Consider the following 21,405-nt stretch of genomic DNA (forward strand, 5'->3'; position numbering starts at 1 on the left):
CCTAAATCGCAGGTCACATGTGAGCGGTGAGAACGGTCACAGAGTGCGTTGTCAGGCTCGCGTCAGGCTTCTGGTACGGGCAGCGCCCGTTTCTCTATCGCGGCGGCCATCACCTCGGGAAACAGGTCCGGTGTGCAGGCGAAAGCGGGCGCTCCGAGCGCGGCCAGCGCCGCCGCGTGCTCGCGGTCGTAGGACGGCGCGCCCTCGTCGGACAGCGCCAGCAGGGCCACGAACTGCACTCCCGCGCCCTTCATGGCCGCCACCCGTTTGAGCATCTCGTCCCGGATCCCGCCCTCGTAGAGATCGCTGATGAGGACGACCACGGTGTCCGCCGGCCGGGTGATCAGGGACTGGCAGTACGCCAGAGCGCGGTTGATGTCGGTGCCGCCGCCGAGTTGTGTGCCGAAGAGCACATCCACCGGATCGTCCAGCTGGTCCGTCAGATCGACCACCGCGGTGTCGAAGACGACCAGCTTGGTGTCGATGCTCCGCATCGAGGCCAGCACCGCCCCGAACACGGAGGCGTAGACGACGGAGGCGGCCATCGAACCGGACTGGTCGATGCAGAGCACCACGTCCTTCTTCACCGCCCGCGACGCCCGGCCGTACCCGATCAGCCGCTCGGGCACGATCGTGCCGTGCTCCGGGAGGTAGTGCTTGAGGTTGGCGCGGATGGTGCGGTCCCAGTCGATGTCACGGTGCCGGGGGCGGCTGATCCGCGCCGACCGGTCGAGGGCGCCGGTCAGGGTCGCGCGGGTGCGGGTGGCGAGCTTCTTCTCCAGGTCCTCGACGACCTTGCGGACGACGGCCCGCGCCGTCTCCTTCGTGGTCTCCGGCATCGCCTTGTTCAGCGACAGCAGCGTGCCGACGAGATGGACGTCGGCCTCGACGGCCTCCAGCATCTCCGGCTCCAGCAGCAGCGCCGACAGCCCGAGCCGGTCGATCGCGTCCCGCTGCATCACCTGGACGACGGAGGACGGGAAGTACGTACGGATGTCGCCGAGCCACCGGGCGACCTGCGGCGCGGAGCCGCCGAGACCGGCCGCCCGGCCGCCCTTGCCGTCCGCGCCGCTGCCCCCTCCTCCGTAGAGCGCGCCGAGGGTGCGGTCCATCGCCGCGTCGCGCCCGGTGAGTTCGCGGCCGGTCCCGTCGGCGGCCCCTCCGCCGAGCACCAGCCGCCAGCGGCGCAGCCGTTCATCGGCGGCTGTCGTCATGCCACCGGTCGTCGTGTCGTGGACCCGCGTGTCGTCGGTCATCCGTTCTCCCCCGTCGCGTCGAACCCGTCCCCTGTGTGTCCCAGCAGCAGCCGCAGCACCGGCAGCGCCGCCGCCACCCGCTCCTCGTCGAACCCGGCGCCGAAGCCCGGCACCGTCTCCCCCGCCGCGGTCTCGGGCCGGCCCGCGCCGCCGCGCCTGACGAGCTCGCCGACGGTGCGGCGGACACCGGACTCGAACTCGCCGAACGTGCGCCGCAGCAGCGGCAGTACGTCGTTGAACGCGGCGGCCGGGACCGCGGCGAGCCAGCAGTCGACCAGCGCGAGCAGCCGCTCGTCGTGGATGAGGAGCATGCCGCCGCCCGCCAGGAAGCCCTCCAGCCACGCCGCGGACTCGGCCGACGGCGTCCCCGGTGACAGGGCGAGCGCCATCAGCCGGGCGGCCGACTCCTCGTCGAGCCGTCCGTCGTCCATCAGCAGCCGGGTGGCGCTGCCGCGCAGCAGCCCCGGTATCGCCCCGTCGCGCTCGGCGATGCCCCGCAGCATCACCGCCCACCGGTCGAGGAGGCCGTCGGCCTGCAGGAGGCCGATCGCCCGGTGCGCCGCCTCGGCGTGGCCGCGCATCTCGGCGGCGCCGTCCGCGTCCAGCCCGACGCAGGCGGGCGGCAGCCCGATGCAGACCCGTTCCGCCAGCCCCTCGGCGACCTTGTGGAGCGCCTCGGAGTCCGTACCGCGCACGTCGCCGTAGCGGGCGGACCGTACGAGGGCGGGCAGCGCCCGGGCGAGATGGCCGACGTCGGTCTCCAGGGCGGCCCGGTCGGCCAGCACCGTCATCACCACCGGCAGCGCATCCGGGAGCCCCGCCACCAGGCAGCGTTCGGCGAGCGCCGTCACGTCGGCGAGCGCGGCGGCGTGCACCGCGCCCTCCTCGGCCTTCGCCGTCGCCGCGGCGAGCAGCGTCGTGCCCCAGATCCCGGCCTCGGCGACCCGGATCGCCAGTTCCGGCTCCCAGCGCAGCCGCCAGCTCTCCCGGAACGTCCCGGTCCCGGCGCGCGAACGGACCTGCTCCCCCCAGTCGACGCCCAGCAGCCGCAGCCGGTGCAGCAGCCGGCTGCGGCCCGCGTCGGTCTCCTTGCGCAGGTCCAGTTCCAGCTCGCGTTCCAGCGCTTCTGGCTTGAGCCGGAGCCTGCGCTGTTCCCGGGTCAGGTCCCTGGCCAGCGGCACGGCGGGCGCGCTGTCCGGCACTTCGCCCAGGACGTCCCCCACGACGAGTCGGTCCCTGATCAGGGCGAGCGGTACGTCCGAGCCGTCGCACATGACCGCCCGTATCGCGTCCGTCGTCTCGCTCAGGCCGGCGAGCGGGCGGCCGCGCATGGCCGCGAGGGTGTCGGCGAGCCGCACGGCCTCGATGACATGCGCGGAGGAGACCGGCAGGTCCTCGGCCCGGAGCAGCCCGGCGACCTTGGTCATCCACCGGGTGACGGGCCGGTCCCGCGCCCCGAACAGATGCCCGTACCAGCCGGGTGAGTCGATCCCCGCGCCGTATCCGCTGTGCCGCGACAGCCGCCGGTGCGTCCACGGCACCCACGTCATCTCGACCTTCACCTTGGGCAGCCCCTTGAGCAACTGCCGGTCCGCGGTGGCGGTCGCCGGCCGGGCGAGCGCCGGGACGTGCCAGGCCCCGCAGACCACCGCGACCCGGTCGTGCGTCCGCCGGGCGTCCCGGATCCGCAGCCGCATATGGGCCTCGCGCGCCGGGTCGTCCTCCTGGCCGCCGTCGCCGTACATCTCGCGCAGCGCGCCCATCGCCTCGGCGAGCGCGGCGAACGGCGCCAGCGGGTCGTCACCGCTGCTGCTCCGGTGTTCGACCGCGTCCTCCCACCAGCGCTCCGGGTCGTCGTACCCGGCGGTTTCCGCGAGCACGGCCAGCGGGTCGATGCGCAGCGCCTGAGCCGCCTCGCCGCCGTCCGGCGATCCCTCCGCCGGAGCTTCGTCCTGCTGATCCGGTGTCGTGCGCAGGGCGAGGGAATGTGCGGCGGGCAGGTCGATGAAGGTGACCGGTACGCCGTGTCCTGCGGCCCACTGGATCGCCACCCATTCCGGCGAGAACTCCGCGAAGGGCCAGAACGCGGCCCGCGCCGGGTCGTCCAGGACGTGCGCGAGCAGCGCGACCGGCGGCCGCATGCCGTCCTCGGCGGCGAGCCCGACGAGCGGGTCGGCCTCCGGCGGCCCCTCGATCAGCACCGTCCCCGGCCGGTACGCGTCGAGCGCGGCGCGCACCGCCCGCGCGGAGCCCGGTCCGTGGTGCCGCACCCCCAGCAGGGCGACCCCCGACGGCCCGCCGGCGGGCGGCACCGCGAGGGGTGCGACGGGTGTCACGACGTCCGGCGCACTCATGCGCTCGCCTCCCGGCAGGCGCGGTAGAAGTCCTTCCAGCCCTCGCGCTCGCGCACGACCGTCTCCAGGTACTCCTGCCAGATCACCCGGTCGGCGGCCGGATCGCGGACGACCGAGCCGAGGATGCCGGCCGCGATGTCGCCCGCCCGCAGCACGCCGTCGCCGAAGTGCGCCGCGAGCGCCAGGCCGTTGGTCACCACCGAGATCGCCTCGGCCGTCGACAGCGTGCCGGACGGCGACTTCACCTTCGTCCTGCCGTCGGCGGTCACCCCGCCGCGCAGCTCCCGGAAGACGGTGACGACCCGGCGGATCTCGTCGGCGCCCTCGGGGACGGCCGGGAGGTCCAGCCCGCGGCCGAGCTGGTCGACCCGGCGGGTGACGATGTCGATCTCGTCCTCCGCCGAGGCGGGCAGCGGCAGTACGACGGTGTTGAACCGGCGGCGCAGCGCGCTGGACAGTTCGTTGACGCCGCGGTCGCGGTCGTTGGCGGTGGCGATCAGGTTGAAGCCGCGGACGGCCTGGGTCTCCGACCCCAACTCCGGGATCGGCAGCGTCTTCTCGGACAGGATCGTGATGAGGGTGTCCTGCACATCGGCCGGTATCCGGGTCAGCTCCTCGACCCGGGCGATCCGGCCCTCGGCCATCGCCCGCATGACCGGGCTGGACACCAGGGCCCTGCGGCTCGGGCCGTTGGTGAGCAGCTCCGCGTAGTTCCAGCCGTAGCGGATCGCCTCCTCCGGCGTGCCGGCCGTGCCCTGGACCAGCAGCGTCGAGTCACCGCTGATCGCGGCGGCGAGATGTTCCGACACCCAGGTCTTGGCGGTGCCCGGCACACCGAGCAGCAGCAGCGCCCGGTCGGTGGCGAGGGTGGTGACGGCGACCTCGACGATGCGCCGGGGGCCGACGTACTTGGGCGTGATGACAGTGCCGTCGGGCAAGGATCCACCGAGCAGATAGAGGGCCACCGCCCACGGCGAGAGATTCCAACGGGACGGCCGCGGACGGTCGTCGGCCGCCGCGAGGGCCTTCAGTTCATGGGCGAAGGCCTCCTCCGCGTGCGGCCGCAGAGCACCTTCCGGAGCATCCTCGATGTCGGTGGGCATGACTGCCATGAATCCCCCTGTCCAGTGCCGCGGAACCCCTCGGTCCCGCGGTGATTTCCACCATGCACCACGCCACTGACAACGGGTGAAGCCGCAGGTCGGACGCATTGTCAGTGGCGGCACCTACGGTCGTGGCATGGAGGAACGGTGGACTACGGATCAGGTGCTGGCGCTCGCTCCTGACGCAGCGTCACGGAAGGCCGGGGCCAGGCTCGCGATGCCCGCGTCCTGGTCCGGTACGGGTACGGCGGAAGCCGCGGTGTGGGGTCTGTGCGCGGGCAGCGGCAGCAAGCCGTACCAGACGGTCGTGGACACGAAGGGCCCCGGCTACCAGTGCAGTTGCCCGAGCCGCAAGTTCCCGTGCAAGCACGCGCTCGGGCTGCTGCTCCTGTGGTCCGAGGCGGCGGGCGGGGCCGTCGGGCCCGCGGTGGCGCCCGATTGGGTGACCGAGTGGCTCGACAGCCGGCGGGAACGGGCCAGGGCCGCCGCGGCCGGGCCGGCGAAACCCGCCGACCCGGAGGCCGCGCGGCGGCGGGCCGAGCGGCGCGCCCAGCGGGTGACGGCGGGTGTGACGGAGCTGGAGCAGCGGCTTACCGACCTGCTGCGCGGCGGCCTGGCCGGCGCCGACCGGGAGGGTTACCAGAAGTGGGACGAGATCGCGGCCCGGATGGTGGACGCCCAGGCACCGGGACTGGCCACCCGGGTCAGGGAGTTGGGCGCCGTCGCCGCCGGGGGCGGTGACTGGCCCTCGCGGCTGCTGGAGGAGTCCGCGCTGCTCCATCTGCTCACCCGCGGATACCTCGGCGAGCAGCGGCTGCCCGGCCCGCTGGCCGCCACGGTGCGCTCCCGCGTCGGGTTCACCACGGATACGGCCGAGCTGCTGGCCGGGCCCACCGTCCGGGACCGCTGGCTGGTGCTCTCCCAACTCGACACGTCGGACGACCGGCTGACCACCCGTCGGATCTGGCTGCACGGCGCCCGGACCGGCCGGGTCGCGTTGCTGCTGTCCTTCGGCGCCGCGGGCCGCGCACCGGAACTGGCGCTCCCGCTCGGGCTGAGCCTTGACGCCGAGCTCGCCTTCCACCCCTCGGCCCGGCCGCTGCGCGCCGTGCTCGGCGAGAGCCACGGACCGGCCGCACCCGGCGCGGTACCGGCCGGCGTCCCGGTCGGCCCGGCCCTCGCCGCGTACGGGGCCGCCCTCGCGGACGACCCGTGGCTCGACGCCTGGCCGGTCGTCCTGTCCGGGGTCGTCCCGATACCCGGCTCCGGTGCCGGCGGCTGGCAGCTCGCCGACGCCGACGGCCAGGACGCACTGCCGATCGCAGGCCGCGGCCCCTGGCGGCTCGCCGCCGTCTCCGGCGGCCACCCCGTCACGCTCTTCGCCGAGCTCGGCCACACCGGCGTCCGCCCCCTCACTGCCTGGGGCCCGGACGCCACCCCCGTCCCGTTGTAGGGCCTGACCGGGTCCGGGCCCAGGGCGGGCGCCATCGAGGAGGAACGCGGAGGAATGATGAACGCCAGCTGGACCGACCTGGTCGGAAGCGCACTGCTCGGCACGGACCGCCGCAGACCGGCGGCGTCCGGGGGCCCGCACCCGGCCCTGGACCCGGCGGCGGAGCTGCTCGACGCGGCGGCGATCGGCACCGTGAGCCGCCGCGCGGGCCTGCGGCCGGCCATAGCACGGGAGCGGCCGGTGCCCGCGGCGCCGGACGGGCGGCCGGTGCTGCCCGAGGCGGCACGCCGCAGGCTGGGGCTGCTGCTGGCGGACCGTTCGGCGGGCGGCGGCTCGTCGGGCAGACGCGGCACGGCCCCCAACCTCGCCGAGTTGCTCCCGCAGTGGCTCACCGCGGCGGGGCGGTACGGCTATGCCGCGCCGCCCGCCCTGCTCCCTGACCTGCTGGACGCCGCCCGCGCCAGAACCGATCTGCGGGCCGACGCCCTGGCGCTGGCCGGGCCCCGCGCGCTGTGGCTGGCGGAGCTGAACCCGGACTGGCGGTTCGCTCTGCGGGCCGGAGTCAGGGGTCTGGAGCCGGCGGCCGGGGATCCGGCGGCGATCCGGCAGCTGTGGGACGAGGGCCTGTTCGCCGAAAGGGTGGCGCTGCTGACCCGGCTGCGCGGCCAGAACGCCGGGGCCGCGCTCGCGCTGCTGCGGTCGACGTGGACCGGTGAGCGGGCCGAGGACCGGCTGATGTTCCTCGATTCGCTGCGCGCCGGGCTGTCACCCGCCGACGAGCCGTTCCTGGAACAGGCGCTGACCGACCGCAGCCGCAATGTCCGGGCGACCGCGGCCGAGCTGCTGTCCGCGCTGCCCGGCTCCGCGCTGGCCGCCCGGATGGCCGAACGGGCCCGCAGCTGCGTCTCACTCGGCGCCGGGGAGAACGTGGCGGGGATCGGCGTCCTGGTGGAGGCCCCGTACGAGTGCGACGCCGCGATGGAGCGGGACGGTGTGGCCCCGCATCCGCCCAGCGGTCGCGGCGAGCGTGCCTGGTGGTTCGGTCAGCTGGTGGAGGCGGCGCCGCTGGCCACCTGGACCGTCCGGTTCGGCGGCCGGAGCCCCGAGGAGGTCATCGCGCTGCCCGTGGCGGACGACTGGCAGCCCGATCTGCACGCCGCCTGGTGCCGGGCCGCCGTGCGCCAGCGCGACCCCGCGTGGGCCCGCGCCCTGCTCGGCCCCCCGCCGGCGCCCGCGGCACCGGTCGCGGCGGTCGGCGACCCCGCCAAGCTGCTCTCCATCCTGCCGGAGGAGGAGCGCGCCGAGTGGGTGGCCCGGTTCATCGCCACCCACGGGCTGTCCGAGGCGTTCCAGATGCTCGGCGTCTGCGCCGTCCCCTGGGCCGGGCCGCTGGGCCGGGCCGTGGTCGACGCGCTCGACATCGCGCGGGACGCCGGCAGCTATCCGTGGAGTTTCAGCGGGGTGATGGGCCTGGCCGAACGGTGTCTGGACCCGGCGGAGGCCGAGCGGCTCACCGTCCTGACCGCCGCGACCGACGAACCGGACGACGGATCGCCCGGCGCGGGCAGCTACTGGGCGGAGGCGTTCCAGCGACTGGTCGGCACGCTGCGGCTGCGGGCCGTGATGCTCGCGGAGCTCGAACCCCCGGCGCCGGCCGCCCCGGCCTCATGATCCGGCCGGGGGGCGGAGCGGTGGGGGTTCCGGGAGCCGCCTCCCGGGCGGGATCAGGCTTCGGCGCCCTGGCGGACATTGGCCCGGACCCAGGCCACGGCGTCGGTCGTGGGCGTACCGGGGGTGAAGATCTCGGCGACGCCGAGTTCCTTGAGGGGGGCGATGTCCGCCTCGGGGATGATGCCGCCGCCGAAGACCTTGATGTCCAGGGCGTCACGGTCCTTCAGCAGGTCGAGGACCTTCGCGAAGAGCGTCATGTGCGCTCCCGAGAGGATGGAGAGCCCGATCGCGTCGGCGTCCTCCTGGATCGCGGTGTCGACCACTTGTTCGGGGGTCTGGTGCAGGCCGGTGTAGATGACCTCCATACCGGCATCACGCAGCGCCCTGGCGATGACCTTGGCCCCGCGATCATGACCGTCGAGACCCGGCTTGGCCACCACCACGCGGATCGGACCGGACACTCCCATCACTGCCTCCATGACATTGCCGGCGTCATCGCCGGCCGAGCGGGACCTCAAGTGGGACCGAGTGTGAACGAACGTTATCTCCAGCATCCCGCACCGGACAGTTTCGCGGTGCGGAGCGAGGGGGAAATCACACGGTGGGACACGTTCGCGACACGTTGGGCCCGGCGCCGCCCTCCGTTCCACCGGAGGTGGCCGGCGGGTCCGATGCGTTCCCGGGGAGCCGGGGCCCGCTGTACGGCTCTCCGGACTAGGGCACACGGGGGACGGAGCTGTCTCCCGTCGTGCCGCACGGGAGGTGGGCCATGAGCGCCCTGTCGTTCGGAGCCGTCGCCACGGGCCGCTGGCTGCGCAGCACAGCGGTCATTCGCGCGGCGGTTTTCGAGCTCGTCATCCTGACCGGCCATCTCTTCCTCTATCCGACCGGCATCCTCCCCGAGCGCGACCGGCCCGGCCCCGGCCCCGGTCCCTCCACGGACGCGGACGCGGACGCGAACACAGATCCCCACAATGCCTCGCACACCGGCTCGTACACGGAAACGGATGCGAGTTCCGGTACCGCGCGACTGCGGGCCGTAGCGGCCGCACATCGTCCCGTTCTACTGCTGCACGGCTTCGTCGATAATCGTTCGGTATTCACCCTTCTCCGCCGCTCCCTGCGAAAGCACGGCTGGACGCACGTCCAGGCTCTGAATTACTCCCCGCTGAGCTGCGACATCCGTACGGCCGCCGCGCTGCTCGGCCGCCATGTCGAGCAGATCTGCGAACAGACCGGGCAGCGCCAGGTGGACATCGTCGGCCACAGCCTCGGCGGCCTGATCGCCCGCTACTACGTGCAGCGCCTCGGCGGAGACACCCGGGTCCGCACGGTGGTGACGCTGGGCACCCCGCACTCCGGCACCCGCGCCGTCCCGCTGCTGACGCCGCACCCGATCGTGCGGCAAATGCGCCCCGGTTCCGATCTCATGAACGAATTGACGGAACCGGCCCCCGGCTGCCGCACGCATTTCGTCGCCTTCTGGAGCGACCTGGACCAATTGATGATCCCGGTGGAAACCGCCCGCATCGACCATCCCGACCTGGTGGTACACAATGTGCAAGTCACGGGAATCGGGCATCTCGCACTGCCGGTGCACGCCACCGTGGCGGCCGGAATCCGGCAGTCGCTGACCGGCGAGGAGCTCGCGGTGGGCGCCGAGAACGCGGCATAGCCGTCGAATTCAATTCGAACACAACGCATTGTACGGATCCGGAACCTGCCGAAGATTGTCGCCGTCGGGGGTAGGGGGCTACAGTCACCGCTAATTCTCCTGCTGCCGAGGCGAAAGAGAAGTAGGCGGTGAACGATCGTCACCCGTCGGGGTACGCCCCCGACTACGGTGCTTACGGCTACGACCCCTATTCGACGGGCTCGTACCAGAACATCGGCACCACCTTCGCGGACGGCGATCCGCTCTTCGGAGCGATGACCGGCACCGCGGACACGGGCGCCACGGGCAGCTACGCGTTTGTCCCGCAGCCGGCGCAGCACGGCTACGACGCGTCCGTCCACGAGACGGGCAGCTACGACGCGAGCGGCTTCTGGCAGGCCCAGACCGGCAGCTACCCCACGTACCCCGAGCAGTCCCAGCAGCCGCATGTCCCGTCCCAGTCGCAGCCGCAGTTCCACCAGCAGGAACAGCAGCAGAACTGGGACTCCGGCCAGTACCCGGCGTACGGCTACAACGCCCCCGGCCAGGACACCGGCAGCTACCCGACCGGCACCTACGACGCGATGTCCTGGGACACCGGCGGCTACACCGTGCCCGCGCAGGCCGCGCCCGTCGAGCACAGCTACACACCGGAGCCCGTACCCGGATACGTCGGCCCCCCGGCCGACGCACCGCACTACGGGAACGAGTACGGGAACGAGTACGGCGCCGACTACACCACTCAGTTCGCGTACGAGCCGGAACCGGCGCCCGCGCACGAGTCCGGACCCGACGCCGACCACCTCGGTCACGACCTGCACCTCGACCACGACCTGGACCCCGCACTCGACCTCGACTCCGAGACCGGCTCCGAGACGGGCTCCGAGACCGAGACCGAGTCCGCATCCGATGTGGCCCACGTCCCGGCGGCCCCGCGCGGCGGTGGGAGCGGCTGCCGCCGCAAGCGGCCCGCGAAGCGCTCCGCGCTCCTGACCATCGCGGTGCCGTCCGTCGCCGTCATGGGTGTGGCGGCCTGCGCCGCCGCGGCCATCAGCGACGTGCCCGGCGCCCATGCGACGACGAAGACCGAGGCCTCCGAGAAGACCGCCACGAACGCGCCCGTCTCGAAGCTCGACACCCAGCTCGCCGGAGTCACCTCCGACGCGGACGACTTCGCCACCCGCGCCAGCCGTACGCAGGAGCGGATCGACCTCAAGGACCGCGAGGCCGCCGCGAAGAAGGCGAAGGCCGACGCGGCGTCACGCAAGGAGGCCCTGCGGCCGAAGTTCCTGCTGCCGGTGTCGGAGCGCGGACTGAGCGCGTACTACGGCCAGTCCGGCGTCAACTGGATGGCGCTGCACACCGGCATCGACTTCCCGGTCGACACCGGCACTCCCGTGTCGGCCGTGACCGACGGCACCATCCGCACGCAGTGGAACAACTCCTACGGCAACATGGCCATAGTGACCGCCGCCGACGGCACCGAGACCTGGTACTGCCACCTCAGCAGCACCAAGATCCGCTCCGGCACGGTCAAGGCCGGCCAGGTCATCGCGTACTCGGGCAACACCGGCAACACCACCGGCCCGCACCTGCACCTCGAGGTCCGGCCGCACGGCGGTACGCCGATCGACCCGCTGCCGTGGCTGCTGGCGCACGGGCTCGACCCCCGCTGACAGCGCTCACCCGACCCGCCTCCGGCCCTCGCCGGAGGCGCGCGAGCCCCGCCGTCAGAGCTTCTCGACCGGCGCGTACCGCAGCAGCAGCCGCTTCGGCTTCTCCTCGCCGAAGTCGACCGTCGCCTGCGCGTCGGAACCGGTACCGCTGACCCCGACGACGGTCCCGAGGCCGAACTGGTCGTGCGTGACCCGGTCCCCGACCGTCAGCGCGATCACCGGCCGGTCCGTCGCCCGCCGGGTCGCGAAGCCCTTGGGGCCCGCCTTGGCGCGCGAGGACGACAACGACGACGCGGCGGCGGACATCGCGGCCCCCGGCGCGGCCACCGGGCCGGTCCGCTTCCAGTCGATCAGCGTGGGCGGGATCTCCTCCAGGAAGCGCGAGGCCGGGTTGTACGAGGGCTGGCCCCACGCGCTGCGCATCGTCGACCGCGTCACGTACAGCCGCTCGCGCGCCCGCGTGATGCCGACGTACGCCAGTCGCCGCTCCTCCTCCAGCTCCTTGGCCTGGCCCAGCGCCCGCATGTGCGGGAAGACCCCGTCCTCCATGCCGGTGAGGAAGACCACCGGGAACTCGAGGCCCTTGGCGGTGTGCAGCGTCATCAGCGTTATGACGCCGCCCCCCTCCTCGTCGTCCGGGATCTGGTCCGAGTCGGCGACCAGTGCGACGCGCTCCAGGAACTCGGAGAGGGTGCCGGGCTCCGCGTCCTCGGCGGCAGCCCGCTCCTGCTCGAACTCCAGGGCGACGGCGGCGAGTTCCTGAAGGTTCTCGATGCGGGTCTCGTCCTGCGGGTCCGTGGAGGCCTGGAGCTCCGCGAGATAGCCCGTGCGCTCCATCACCGCTTCGAGGACGGTCGCGGGACCGGCCCCCGACTCGACGATGGTGCGCAGCTCCTCCAGCAGCTCGTTGAACTTCCTGACCGCGTTGGAGGAGCGGGCGGCCATGCCGTACGCCTCGTCGACCCGGCGCAGCGCCTGCGAGAAGGAGATCTTCTCGCGCAGCGACAGGGCGTCGATCATCGCCTCGGCCCGGTCGCCGATACCGCGCTTGGGCACGTTCAGGATCCGGCGGAGCGGGACGGTGTCCTCGGGGTTCGACAGGACGCGCAGGTACGCGAGGATGTCGCGGACCTCCTTGCGCTCGTAGAAGCGCACCCCGCCGACGACCTTGTACGGCAGCCCGACGCGGATGAAGACCTCTTCGAAGACACGCGACTGGGCGTTGGTCCGGTAGAAGACGGCGACGTCACCGGGGCGGGAGTCACCCGCGTCCGTCAGCCGGTCGATCTCCTCGGCGATGTACTGCGCCTCGTCGTGCTCGTGGTCGGCGACATAGCCCGTGATGATCGGGCCGTCGCCGGCGTCGGTCCACAGGTTCTTGGCGCGGCGGCCGGCGTTGCGCTCGATGACGGCGTTGGCGGCCGTGAGGATCGTCTGCGTGGAGCGGTAGTTCTGCTCCAGCAGGATCGTCGTCGCCTGCGGGTAGTCCTCTTCGAACTGCAGGATGTTGCGGATGGTGGCACCGCGGAAGGCGTAGATGCTCTGGTCCGCGTCACCCACCACGCACAGCTCGGCGGTGTGGTCGCCGGTGCCGACCAGCTCGCGCACCAGCGTGTACTGGGCGTGGTTGGTGTCCTGGTACTCGTCCACGAGGACGTGGCGGAACCGCCGCCGGTAGTGCTCGGCGACGTCGGGGAACGCCTGGAGCAGGTGCACCGTGGTCATGATGATGTCGTCGAAGTCCAGGGCGTTGGCCTCGCGCAGCCGCGCCTGGTAGAGCGCGTACGCCTCGGCGACGTGCTTCTCGAAGGGGTTCTCCGCCTGCCGGGCGTAGTCCTCCTCGTCGATCAGCTCGTTCTTGAGGTTCGAGACCTTCGCGCTGAACGCCTTCGGCGGGAACTGCTTGGGGTCGAGGTCCAGGTCCCGGCAGACGAGCGCCATGAGCCGCTTGGAGTCGGCGGCGTCGTAGATCGAGAAGCTGGAGGTGAAGCCGAGCTTCTTGCTCTCGCGGCGCAGGATCCGCACGCACGCGCTGTGGAAGGTCATGACCCACATCGCGTTGGCGCGCGCGCCGACGAGGTCGCCGACGCGTTCCTTCATCTCGCCCGCGGCCTTGTTGGTGAACGTGATCGCGAGGATCTCGCCCGGGTGCACCCCGCGGGTGCCCAGCAGATGGGCGATGCGGTGCGTCAGCACCCGCGTCTTGCCCGATCCGGCGCCCGCGACGATGAGCAGCGGCCCGCCCGCGTGCACGACGGCGGCGCGCTGCTGCTCGTTCAGCCCCTCCAGGAGCTGCGCGGGGTCGACGACGGGGCGGGCGGCCCCGTCCCGGTAGTACGCGTCCCGGCCACCGTGCGGGGGCTCGTTGAAGCGCCCGCCGAAGAGGTCGTCCGCGGCATCGTCCGGCCGGTGCGCGGACCCGTGCTCCGGGGGCGGCGGGACGGATTCCGACGCGTGGTCGGGGGCCTGGAGGTCGGCCAGGAAGCTGTCGTCAAAGAGGCTGCTCATCGCTTCCCGAGTCTAGGCGCCCCCACTGACACCTCACACTCCGCTTGGCGGAGTCCGTCCGGACGTGGACCGGGCCTGAAAGAGTCGTCACTCTCCGCGACCGGATCCGATCACGGCGCACAGATCACGAAATGGTTTCGGGCCTATCGGACACCGGTCTTCCCACCGGACATGAGAGTTGGCTACCGTGCCGGAGCAGGCGGTCCGTCCTCCACTTCGGCAACACGCCGTCACGGACCGTCTCCGCTGAGTGCGGCCGAGAGGCCGCAGCCGGGGACCCACTGGCATCACTGGGGTGAATCGGTCCGCACGGGATGTTCCGCAGGGGACGTTCCGCACGAACCGTAGGGCGACCTTCCGACAGCCCGAACCCGACAGCTAACCCGGTAAGCGGTTTACGGAAGGATTTCCCGCCTTGGCGTCGCACCGCAAACCCCGCCCCGGCATACGTGCCGGCCTGCTCACCACGACCGGCCCCCGCGCGGCTGTCGGATTCACGGCGGCGGCACTGGCCACCGTCACCCTGCTGGGCGAGACCGCGAGCGCGGCGCCCGCACAGCCGCAGCCGCCCTCCATCGAAGAGGTCCAGGCGAAGGTCGACGCGCTCAACCACGACGCCGAGGTCGCCACCGAGCGCTACAACGGCGCGAAGGAGCAGGCCGACCAGCAGAGCTCCAAGGTCGAGGCGCTGCTGAGCCAGGTCGCACAGCGGACCGAGTCGCTCAACGACGCGCGGCGCGTCCTGGGCCAGTACGCGGCCGCCCAGTACCGCAGCGGCGGCGTCGAGGGGACGAGCACCTTCCTGCTCTCCGCCGATCCGCAGCAGTTCTTCGACCAGACGCACCAGATGAAGCGGATGACCGGCAACCAGAAGGAAGCGGTCGAGAACTTCCGCACCCAGCAGGCCACGACGACGCAGAAGCGCACCGAGGCGGTGAAGAGCCTGGGCGCGCTGACCTCGGCGCAGACCAAGCTGCAGACGGAGAAGACCGCCGTCAAGCAGAAGCTCGCGGCGGCGCAGACCCTCCTCAACTCCCTCACCGCACAGGAGAAGGCCCGGCTGGCGGCGCTTGCGGCCAAGAAGGCCGAGGAGTCCCGCAAGCAGGCCGCGGTGATCGCCGCCAAGGAGAAGGCCGCACGGGAGGCCGCCGCCAAGGAGGCCGCGAAGACCGGCTCCGGGACGGGCACCGGCGGTTCGGGTTCCACCACCACCTCGTCGAAGGCGGCGAAAGCCATCGCGTTCGCCCGCGCTCAGCTCGGGGATCCGTACGGGTGGGGTGCGACGGGTATGGACTCGTGGGACTGCTCAGGGCTGACGCAGGCGGCCTGGAAGGCGGCCGGTGTCACCCTGCCGCGCACCACCTGGGACCAGGTGAAGGCCGGCGAGCGCGTCTCGATGTCGGACCTGCGGCCCGGCGACCTGATCTTCTTCTACGACGACATCAGTCATGTCGGCCTCTACATAGGGGACGGCAACATGATCCACGCGCCGCACACCGGCACGGTCGTCAAGATCGCACCGATCACCCAAATGCCGGTTTACGGAGCTTCTCGCCCGTCCTGAAGTTCCCCGTCCCGAATGTCGCGGATCGACAGGCGGCCCGACAGGGCCCGGCTGTCGGCCCGCCATTCGGACGGACGGTCACAATAGGTAAGGTAACGAAGCGATTTCGCTCACCTTCTGATGGAAACTTCCCAAGAGTCACTCAAGTTGACTACGGTGGCCCGCTAGGCAGCTCGTTCCACAAGCCGGCGCAGTGCCGACGGCGAGCCGCCTCCGCTGAATCCGACCGCGAGGCCGGAACCGGGGACCCACACGCAGGACTTGGGGTGAATCGGGGCGAACGTCCGCACAACGGACGCGAGCACCGTAGGGCAGCCTTCCATCGCCCGAACCCGTCAGCTAACCCGGTAAGCGGTCCACGGAAGGAATGTCTGCCTTGGCGTCGCACCGCAAACCGCGCCCCCGAATACTCGCCTCCACCGGCCCGCGTGCCGTGGTGGGCCTGACGACGGTGGCGCTGGCCACTGTGACTCTGCTGAGCGAGTCCGCGAGCGCCGCGCCCGCGAAGCCCTCCATCACCGAGGTCAAGGCGCAGGTCGACGACCTCCGCGAAAAGGCCGAAGCCGCCACGGAGCACGTCAACGCGGCGAAGGAGAAGACCGACCAGCAGCGCGCGAAGGCCGATCTGGCTCTCGCCGAGGTCGCGAAGAAGACCCAGAAGCTGAACGAAGCGCGGGAGACCCTGGGCCAGTTCGCCGCCGCCCAGTACCGCGAAGGCGGCGTCGACCAGACCACCGCCCTGCTGCTCTCCGACAACCCGGAGAAATACCTTGAGCAGTCCCACCTCGTGGACCGTGTGTCGGCCACGCAGGAAGAGGCCATCAAGGAGTTCCGCACCCAGCAGGCGGCCGCGACGACCGAGCGCACCAAGGCCGCCGCGAGCGTCGCGGACCTCGCCGCCGCGCAGACCAAGCTGGCCGCCGAGAAGAAGACCGCCGCGGCCAAGCTCGCCGACGCGCAGAAGCTGCTCAACAGCCTCACCGCCGAGGACCGCAAGAAGGTCGCCACGCTGGACACCCAGCAGTCCGGCAGCGCCAACAGCGCGAGCTACACGTACAACGGCCCCGCCAGCGGCCGTGCCGCGCAGGCCATCAGCTTCGCGCTCGCGCAGCGCGGCAAGGCGTACGTCTCCGGCGCCACCGGCCCGAACTCGTACGACTGCTCCGGCCTCACCCAGGCCGCGTACCGCTCGGCCGGCATCAGCATCAGCCGCACCACGTACACCCAGATCAACGACGGCACGCGCGTCTCGCAGTCCGAGCTGCGCCCCGGCGACCTGGTGTTCTTCTACTCCGGCATCAGCCACGTGGCCATCTACCTGGGCAACGGCGAGATCGTGCACGCCCCGCACCCCGGTGGCGTCGTCGAGGTCGGCAAGATGAGCTGGATGCCGTTCGCCGGCGCTGTGCGACTCGCCTGACACCTTGGCCCGGATCACCGGTCGGCCGGTCCTCCTGCTCGCCACCGCCGCGATCGGCGGTCCGGTCCTCGCGGCCGGTGCGCTGCGAGCGGGTGGCGGCCGGTCGGTGCTCGATCCGCCGGACGGCTCGGGCCCGCTCTCGTACCACGGCGGGTACCTCCTGCTGCTGGCCCTGGCGTGCGTGGTGGGCGGCGCGCTGCTCGCCGCGCGCTACCGCCGGGCCGTACAGCACGTCGACAGCCCGGACCCGGTGGCAGAACGGCTCAAGGACGCGGCGCTCCTGCTGCTGACCGCCGCCACCGCGGTGGTGCCCGTCGCCGTGCTGCTGAGCCACCGGAGCAACCCGACCGGCACGGAACCGCGGAACGACGCGAGCCTCCCCACGGAGACGGCGAGCGGGCCGCCCGCCACCGAGGCACCGGCGCAGCCGCCGTCCTCCACCGGGCAGGCGACCGCCGGTTCGTCCTTCGATCTGTTCCATCTGCTGCTCGTCGTCGGAGCGGTGCTGGCCGCGGTCGTGGTCGTCGTCGCGCTCGTCCGCTGGCTGCGCTGGTACCTGGCGGGCACGGCGGGACCCGGCCTCCAACTGATCCCCGGCAGCCCGGACACCGCCGAGAGCGCGCTGGCCGGCGCCGTCGACTCGGGGCGCCGCGCGCTGCACGGCGAGGACGCCCGTGCCGCGGTGATCGCCTGTTACGCGGCGATGGAGACCACCCTCGGCCGGTCCGGGGTCGCCCGGCTCGACTCCGACAGCCCGACGGACCTGCTGCACCGCGCGGTCGCCGGCGGGACGCTGACCGGGTCCGCGGCCGCGGACCTGACCCAGCTCTTCCGCGAGGCGCGGTACTCCAGCCACCCGATGGACGACGGCCATCTGCGGCGGGCCGGCGCCGCCCTCGACACGATCGCGGCCCAACTGGCCGCCGTGGAGGCCGTGGCAGCCGTAGGAGCAGCGACCCCGGGCACCCGGGCCCCGGCGGGCGACCGGTGACCCCCGGCTCCACGCGCCACACGCTGCTCGTGCTCGGCACGGTCGCGGCCGGCACCGAGGCCGCCCTCGCCCTGGCCGGCGGATTCGCCGCGGCCGGCACCGGCGCGGTGCTCATCGCGGCGGTCGCCCTGCTCACCGCCCGCTACGCGACGGGCTTCGACTCCCAGGACCACGGCTACCGCAGACCGGTCCGGCTGCTGGGCAGCAGGACGCCCCGGCTGGGCGACTGGGGCCGCGCGGTCGCCCAGGGGATGTCGTCCGAGGACGGTTTCACCCACACCCTGCGACCGGGCCTCCAGCGGCTGTACGCGGCCCGGCTCGCCGAACGGCACGGGATCTCGCTGCGCGCCCAGCCCGACCGGGCCGCCGCCGTCGTCGGCCCCGAGCTGTGGCCCTGGATCGATCCCCGCCGGCCCGCCCCGGAGGGCACCATCCCGCCACAGGTCCTGCGGGCCGTCGTCGACCGTCTCGACGAGCTGTAACGGTGACCGACGACCCCCTTGGAACCACTGAACCGCCGAACGTCCTTCCAGGAGCACCGTGACGACCATTCAGCCGGCCCAGCCCCCCGTCGCTCAGCCCACCTCCGTTCAGCCCACTTCCGCCCAGGCCCCCGCCACCAAGGTTCCCGCTCAGGCATCCGCCGCTCAGTCCGCCACCGCGCCCCCGGTCCTGACGCCGCGCGAGGCCGGGGAACGCGCCCGCCGGGTGCTCACCGAGATCGAACGCGCCGTGGTCGGCAAGCCCGACTCCCTCGAACTGGTCATGCTCGGCGTCCTCGCCGGCGGCCACATCCTCATCGAGGACCTGCCGGGACTCGGCAAGACCCTGCTCGCCCGCTCCTTCGCCACCGCGCTCGGACTCGACTTCCGCCGGATCCAGTTCACCCCCGACCTGCTGCCGTCGGACGTGTCCGGAGCGCCCTTCTACGACCAGCGCAGCGGCGAGATGGTCTTCCGGCCGGGACCGCTCTTCACCCATCTGCTGCTCGCCGACGAGATCAACCGCACGCCGCCCAAGACCCAGGCGGCGCTGCTGGAGGCGATGGCCGAGGCGCAGGTCTCGGTCGACGGCGTCACCCGGCGGCTGCCCGAGCCGTTCGTGGTCATCGCCACCGCCAACCCGATCGAGTACGAGGGCACGTACAGCCTCCCCGAGGCCCAGTTGGACCGCTTCCTGCTGCGCGTCAGGATGGGTTACCTCCCGCCCCGCGACGAGGCGTCGATGCTCCGCATCCGGCTCGACCGGGCCGCCCCCGAAGCCGTGCTCAACACCCTGAGCACGCCTGCCGAGGTGCTCGCCATGCGGGCCAGCCTGGAGAGCGTCGAGGTCGACGACGACCTGATCGCGTACGTCGTCGCCCTCATCGGCGCGACCCGGGCCCATCCGCAGATCCAGGTCGGCGCGTCACCGCGCGGCGGACTCGCGCTCGTACAGCTGGCCCGCGCCCGTGCGGTGCTCGACGGCCGTGACTACGTCACCCCGGAGGACGTGAAGGCCCTGGTCGTCCCGGCCCTCGCGCACCGCGTCACGCTGCGGCCCGAGTTGTGGGTGCGGCAGATCAACGCCGACGACGTCATCGCCGAACTCGCCCGGTCCGTACCGGCGCCGCAGACCCTGCCCGACGACAAGCGCTCCGACGACCGGCACTCCGAGGACCAGCAGGGCGCGTTCCGGCGGCCGGCAGCGCGGCCGTGACCGCGGGCCGACAGCCGCCGGGCCGGCCCGCCGCCCGCCCAGCCGCCGTCCCCGCACACATCGCGCGGGCGCTGGGCGGCCCACCGGACGCCACCGCCGACGAGGCGGCGGAACCGGCCGAGCCGCCGTCCCCGCCGCCACCCGGCTGGCGGGCCGGCGAACGCGCCCTGCGGCTGCTCACGGTGGCCGCCGTGGCGGCCGCCGCCGCGCTGCTCACCGGCCACGCGTGGCTGCTGGCGCTGGCCGCGGGCCCGGTGGTGCTGCTCGTACTGGCCGGGCCGGGAGCGGCGGCGGGAGCTGCGATGACGTCCGGCCGGCCCAGCCGGCTGAGCGCCGCCGTCGAGACCGGGCCGGGCCGCTGCTTCGAGAACGAGGACATCGCCGTCCGCGTCCGGCTCGACTTCGACGGCGCCGCGGGCTGGATCGACCCGGGCATCACCCTCGGGCCGGGCGTCGAGCTGACCTCGCTCGCCGTGGCCGGCCCGGTCGTCGAACTCGCCCTCACCGCCCGCCGCTGGGGCCGCTGGAGCCTGGGCACCGTCGATGTGGACGTCTACGACACCGGCGGGCTCGCCCGTCGCACCGTGCGGGCCGAACTCGGGGAGATCCAGGTCTTCCCGGTGCCCACCCAGGCCTCCCTCACCCCCATCCCGGTCCGGCTGCCCGACCGCCTCGGCGAGCACACCGCCCGGCAGAACGGCGACGGCATCGAGGTCGTCGGGGTGCGCCCGCACATCTGGGGCGAACGGCAGCGGCGCATCCACTGGCCCTCGACCACCCGGCGCGGCAGCATCCAGATCAACCAGTTCGCCGCGGAACGCACCGCCGACACCGTCGTACTGGTCGACGCGCTCGTCGACTTCATCGACCCCGCGACCAGGGCCTCGGGACTCGACGAGACGGTGCGCGCCGCGGCCGGCCTCACCCGCGCCTATCTGCGCAGCCACGACCGGGTCGGCCTGGTGTCGATCGGCGGCACGCTGCGCTGGCTGCAACCGGGCTCCGGCGGGGGCTACTTCTACCGGATCGTCGAGAGCGTGCTGGAGGTCCGCAAGGACCTCGGCTACTCCGTCCCCGCCCTCCAGCGCCTCCCCCCGCCCGCACTGCCCCGCGGCGCCCTCGTCTACGCGATCACCCAGCTCGCCGACGAGCGGATCCTCGAGGTGCTGGGCGATCTCGCGCAACGCGGCAACCCCCTCGTCGTCATCGAGATCCCGACCGGCGCCCCGTACATCGCGCCCGGCGACACCGTCGGGCAGCTGGCCCGGCGGCTCTGGCTCGCCGACCGGGCGGCGATGCGGTTCGCACTGCGGGAACGCGGCATCCCGGTCGTCGCCCAGTCGGCCGGCAAGAGCCTCGACCTCGCCCTCGCCCCGCTGCTCCGCACCCGAATCCAGGGCAGGACCCGATGACCCAGGACCGGACGACCGCCTCTCCCGCCATGTCCCTCCCCCAGGTCCCGGTCTGGCCGGTGCGCGGCCTCGGCGTCGCGCTGGCCCTCGCGGCCTGCGACCCGGCCGTCACCAGCTCCCCCACCATGGGCGATGTGCTGACGCCGCTCGCCGCGGTCGTGCTGGCCTGGTGGGCGGCCCCGCCGCTCGTCCGGCGCCCGGTCCAGTACTCGGCCCGCAAGGCCGCGCTGCTGTCCCAGCACCGCAACACGGTCTTCGCCGTCGGCTGCGTCGTCCTCGCCGCGTTCAGCACGCCGCCCGTCTGGCTGGCGTCATGCGTCACGGCCCTGCTGCTGACCTATCTCCTCATCGTCGACGCCTGCGCCGCCGGCCCGGCGGGCATCCGCCAACTGCGCTCCCGCCACATCCCGCTGACCGCGTACGGAGCGAGCGGCCTGGTGCTCTTCGCCGCGTTCGCCCCCTCCGACGGCAGTGCCTGGGGCCCGGCGGTCGCGGCCGCCGCCGTGTGCGCCACCGCGTACGCGGTCGGGACGGCTCTGTGGCCGCGCGGGCCCCGGAGATCGAGCACGCCCCGTAGCAGGGACGAGTCGCCCACGGAGTGACAACTGCCCCAACGGTCAAGGCCGTTCGGCAAGTGACCACGTC

The 21,405-nt window shown here is 72.8% G+C and carries 16 protein-coding genes and 2 riboswitches; of the genes, 11 read left to right on the forward strand and 5 right to left on the reverse strand.

All coding sequences use genetic code 11. From position 1 onward, the window contains the following. Positions 1-62: 62 nt before the first annotated feature. The 3 genes from LNW73_RS12365 to LNW73_RS12375 are packed head-to-tail and all read right to left on the reverse strand — an operon-like array spanning position 63 to position 4,722. On the reverse strand, positions 63-1,256 hold the full coding sequence (locus tag LNW73_RS12365; RefSeq protein WP_250989950.1) for a VWA domain-containing protein: 1,194 nt from the start codon (positions 1,254-1,256) through the stop codon (positions 63-65). After that, positions 1,253-3,610 (reverse strand): DUF5682 family protein, encoded by a 2,358-nt coding sequence (locus LNW73_RS12370; RefSeq protein WP_250989951.1) that lies wholly within the window; start codon positions 3,608-3,610, stop codon positions 1,253-1,255. Before LNW73_RS12370 ends, LNW73_RS12365 begins: the two co-directional genes overlap by 4 nt. Then, the gene (locus LNW73_RS12375; RefSeq protein ID WP_250989952.1) at positions 3,607-4,722 is read right to left on the reverse strand and encodes an ATP-binding protein; all 1,116 of its coding nucleotides are present in this window, start codon (positions 4,720-4,722) and stop codon (positions 3,607-3,609) included. The genes LNW73_RS12370 and LNW73_RS12375 overlap by 4 nt, the downstream gene beginning before the upstream one ends. 127 nt (positions 4,723-4,849) lie before the next feature. Between LNW73_RS12375 and LNW73_RS12380 the strand changes: the two genes are divergently transcribed. Both LNW73_RS12380 and LNW73_RS12385 read left to right on the forward strand, forming a co-directional pair. Then, positions 4,850-6,166, forward strand: a complete 1,317-nt coding sequence (locus LNW73_RS12380; protein WP_250989953.1) for an SWIM zinc finger family protein — start codon at positions 4,850-4,852, stop codon at positions 6,164-6,166. 54 nt (positions 6,167-6,220) lie between these two features. After that, positions 6,221-7,837, forward strand: a complete 1,617-nt coding sequence (locus tag LNW73_RS12385) for a DUF5691 domain-containing protein (RefSeq protein WP_250989954.1) — start codon at positions 6,221-6,223, stop codon at positions 7,835-7,837. Positions 7,838-7,890: 53 nt separating this feature from the next. Here the strand turns inward: LNW73_RS12385 and LNW73_RS12390 are convergent, their stop codons facing one another. Then, complete coding sequence (locus tag LNW73_RS12390; RefSeq protein WP_138352976.1) at positions 7,891-8,304, reverse strand: cobalamin B12-binding domain-containing protein; 414 nt, start codon at positions 8,302-8,304, stop codon at positions 7,891-7,893. 302 nt (positions 8,305-8,606) lie between these two features. Between LNW73_RS12390 and LNW73_RS12395 the strand changes: the two genes are divergently transcribed. Together LNW73_RS12395 and LNW73_RS36340 are read left to right on the forward strand one after the other, a co-directional pair. Further along, positions 8,607-9,512, forward strand: coding sequence for an esterase/lipase family protein (locus tag LNW73_RS12395; RefSeq protein ID WP_250989955.1), 906 nt, complete (start codon positions 8,607-8,609; stop codon positions 9,510-9,512). A 128-nt stretch (positions 9,513-9,640) separates the two neighbouring features. Further along, positions 9,641-11,167 (forward strand): M23 family metallopeptidase, encoded by a 1,527-nt coding sequence (locus tag LNW73_RS36340; protein ID WP_250989956.1) that lies wholly within the window; start codon positions 9,641-9,643, stop codon positions 11,165-11,167. Positions 11,168-11,221: 54 nt separating this feature from the next. On the opposite strand, the gene pcrA is transcribed toward LNW73_RS36340, so the two are convergent. Next, complete coding sequence (gene pcrA, locus LNW73_RS12405) at positions 11,222-13,675, reverse strand: DNA helicase PcrA (protein ID WP_250977328.1); 2,454 nt, start codon at positions 13,673-13,675, stop codon at positions 11,222-11,224. A gap of 234 nt (positions 13,676-13,909) precedes the next feature. Then, positions 13,910-14,084: riboswitch (cyclic di-AMP (ydaO/yuaA leader) on the forward strand. Between the two features lie 6 nt (positions 14,085-14,090). Here pcrA and LNW73_RS12410 point away from each other — a divergent pair. From LNW73_RS12410 to LNW73_RS12440, 7 genes are all read left to right on the forward strand, one after another. Then, entirely contained in the window at positions 14,091-15,239 is a 1,149-nt protein-coding gene (locus LNW73_RS12410) for a C40 family peptidase (protein ID WP_250989957.1), read from the forward strand. Positions 15,240-15,443: 204 nt separating this feature from the next. Further along, positions 15,444-15,608: riboswitch (cyclic di-AMP (ydaO/yuaA leader) on the forward strand. After that, entirely contained in the window at positions 15,607-16,659 is a 1,053-nt protein-coding gene (locus tag LNW73_RS12415; RefSeq protein WP_308407664.1) for a C40 family peptidase, read from the forward strand. (Overlaps the previous riboswitch by 2 nt.) Before the next feature lie 4 nt (positions 16,660-16,663). Beyond that, entirely contained in the window at positions 16,664-17,650 is a 987-nt protein-coding gene (locus LNW73_RS12420) for a DUF4129 domain-containing protein (RefSeq protein WP_250989959.1), read from the forward strand. Then, positions 17,647-18,132, forward strand: coding sequence for a hypothetical protein (locus LNW73_RS12425; protein WP_250977324.1), 486 nt, complete (start codon positions 17,647-17,649; stop codon positions 18,130-18,132). Before LNW73_RS12420 ends, LNW73_RS12425 begins: the two co-directional genes overlap by 4 nt. A 190-nt stretch (positions 18,133-18,322) precedes the next feature. After that, positions 18,323-19,348 carry an AAA family ATPase gene (locus LNW73_RS12430; protein ID WP_250992898.1) on the forward strand — a complete coding sequence of 342 codons (1,026 nt, stop codon included), beginning with the start codon at positions 18,323-18,325 and terminating at the stop codon, positions 19,346-19,348. Then, positions 19,345-20,760 (forward strand): DUF58 domain-containing protein, encoded by a 1,416-nt coding sequence (locus tag LNW73_RS12435; RefSeq protein WP_308407665.1) that lies wholly within the window; start codon positions 19,345-19,347, stop codon positions 20,758-20,760. Before LNW73_RS12430 ends, LNW73_RS12435 begins: the two co-directional genes overlap by 4 nt. After that, positions 20,757-21,362, forward strand: a complete 606-nt coding sequence (locus tag LNW73_RS12440) for a hypothetical protein (protein ID WP_250989960.1) — start codon at positions 20,757-20,759, stop codon at positions 21,360-21,362. The genes LNW73_RS12435 and LNW73_RS12440 overlap by 4 nt, the downstream gene beginning before the upstream one ends. Positions 21,363-21,405: the final 43 nt, after the last annotated feature.

Origin of the sequence: Streptomyces sp. RKAG337, from assembly GCF_023701715.1 — a bacterium.
In the GTDB taxonomy this organism is placed as follows: Bacteria; Actinomycetota; Actinomycetes; order Streptomycetales; family Streptomycetaceae; genus Actinacidiphila.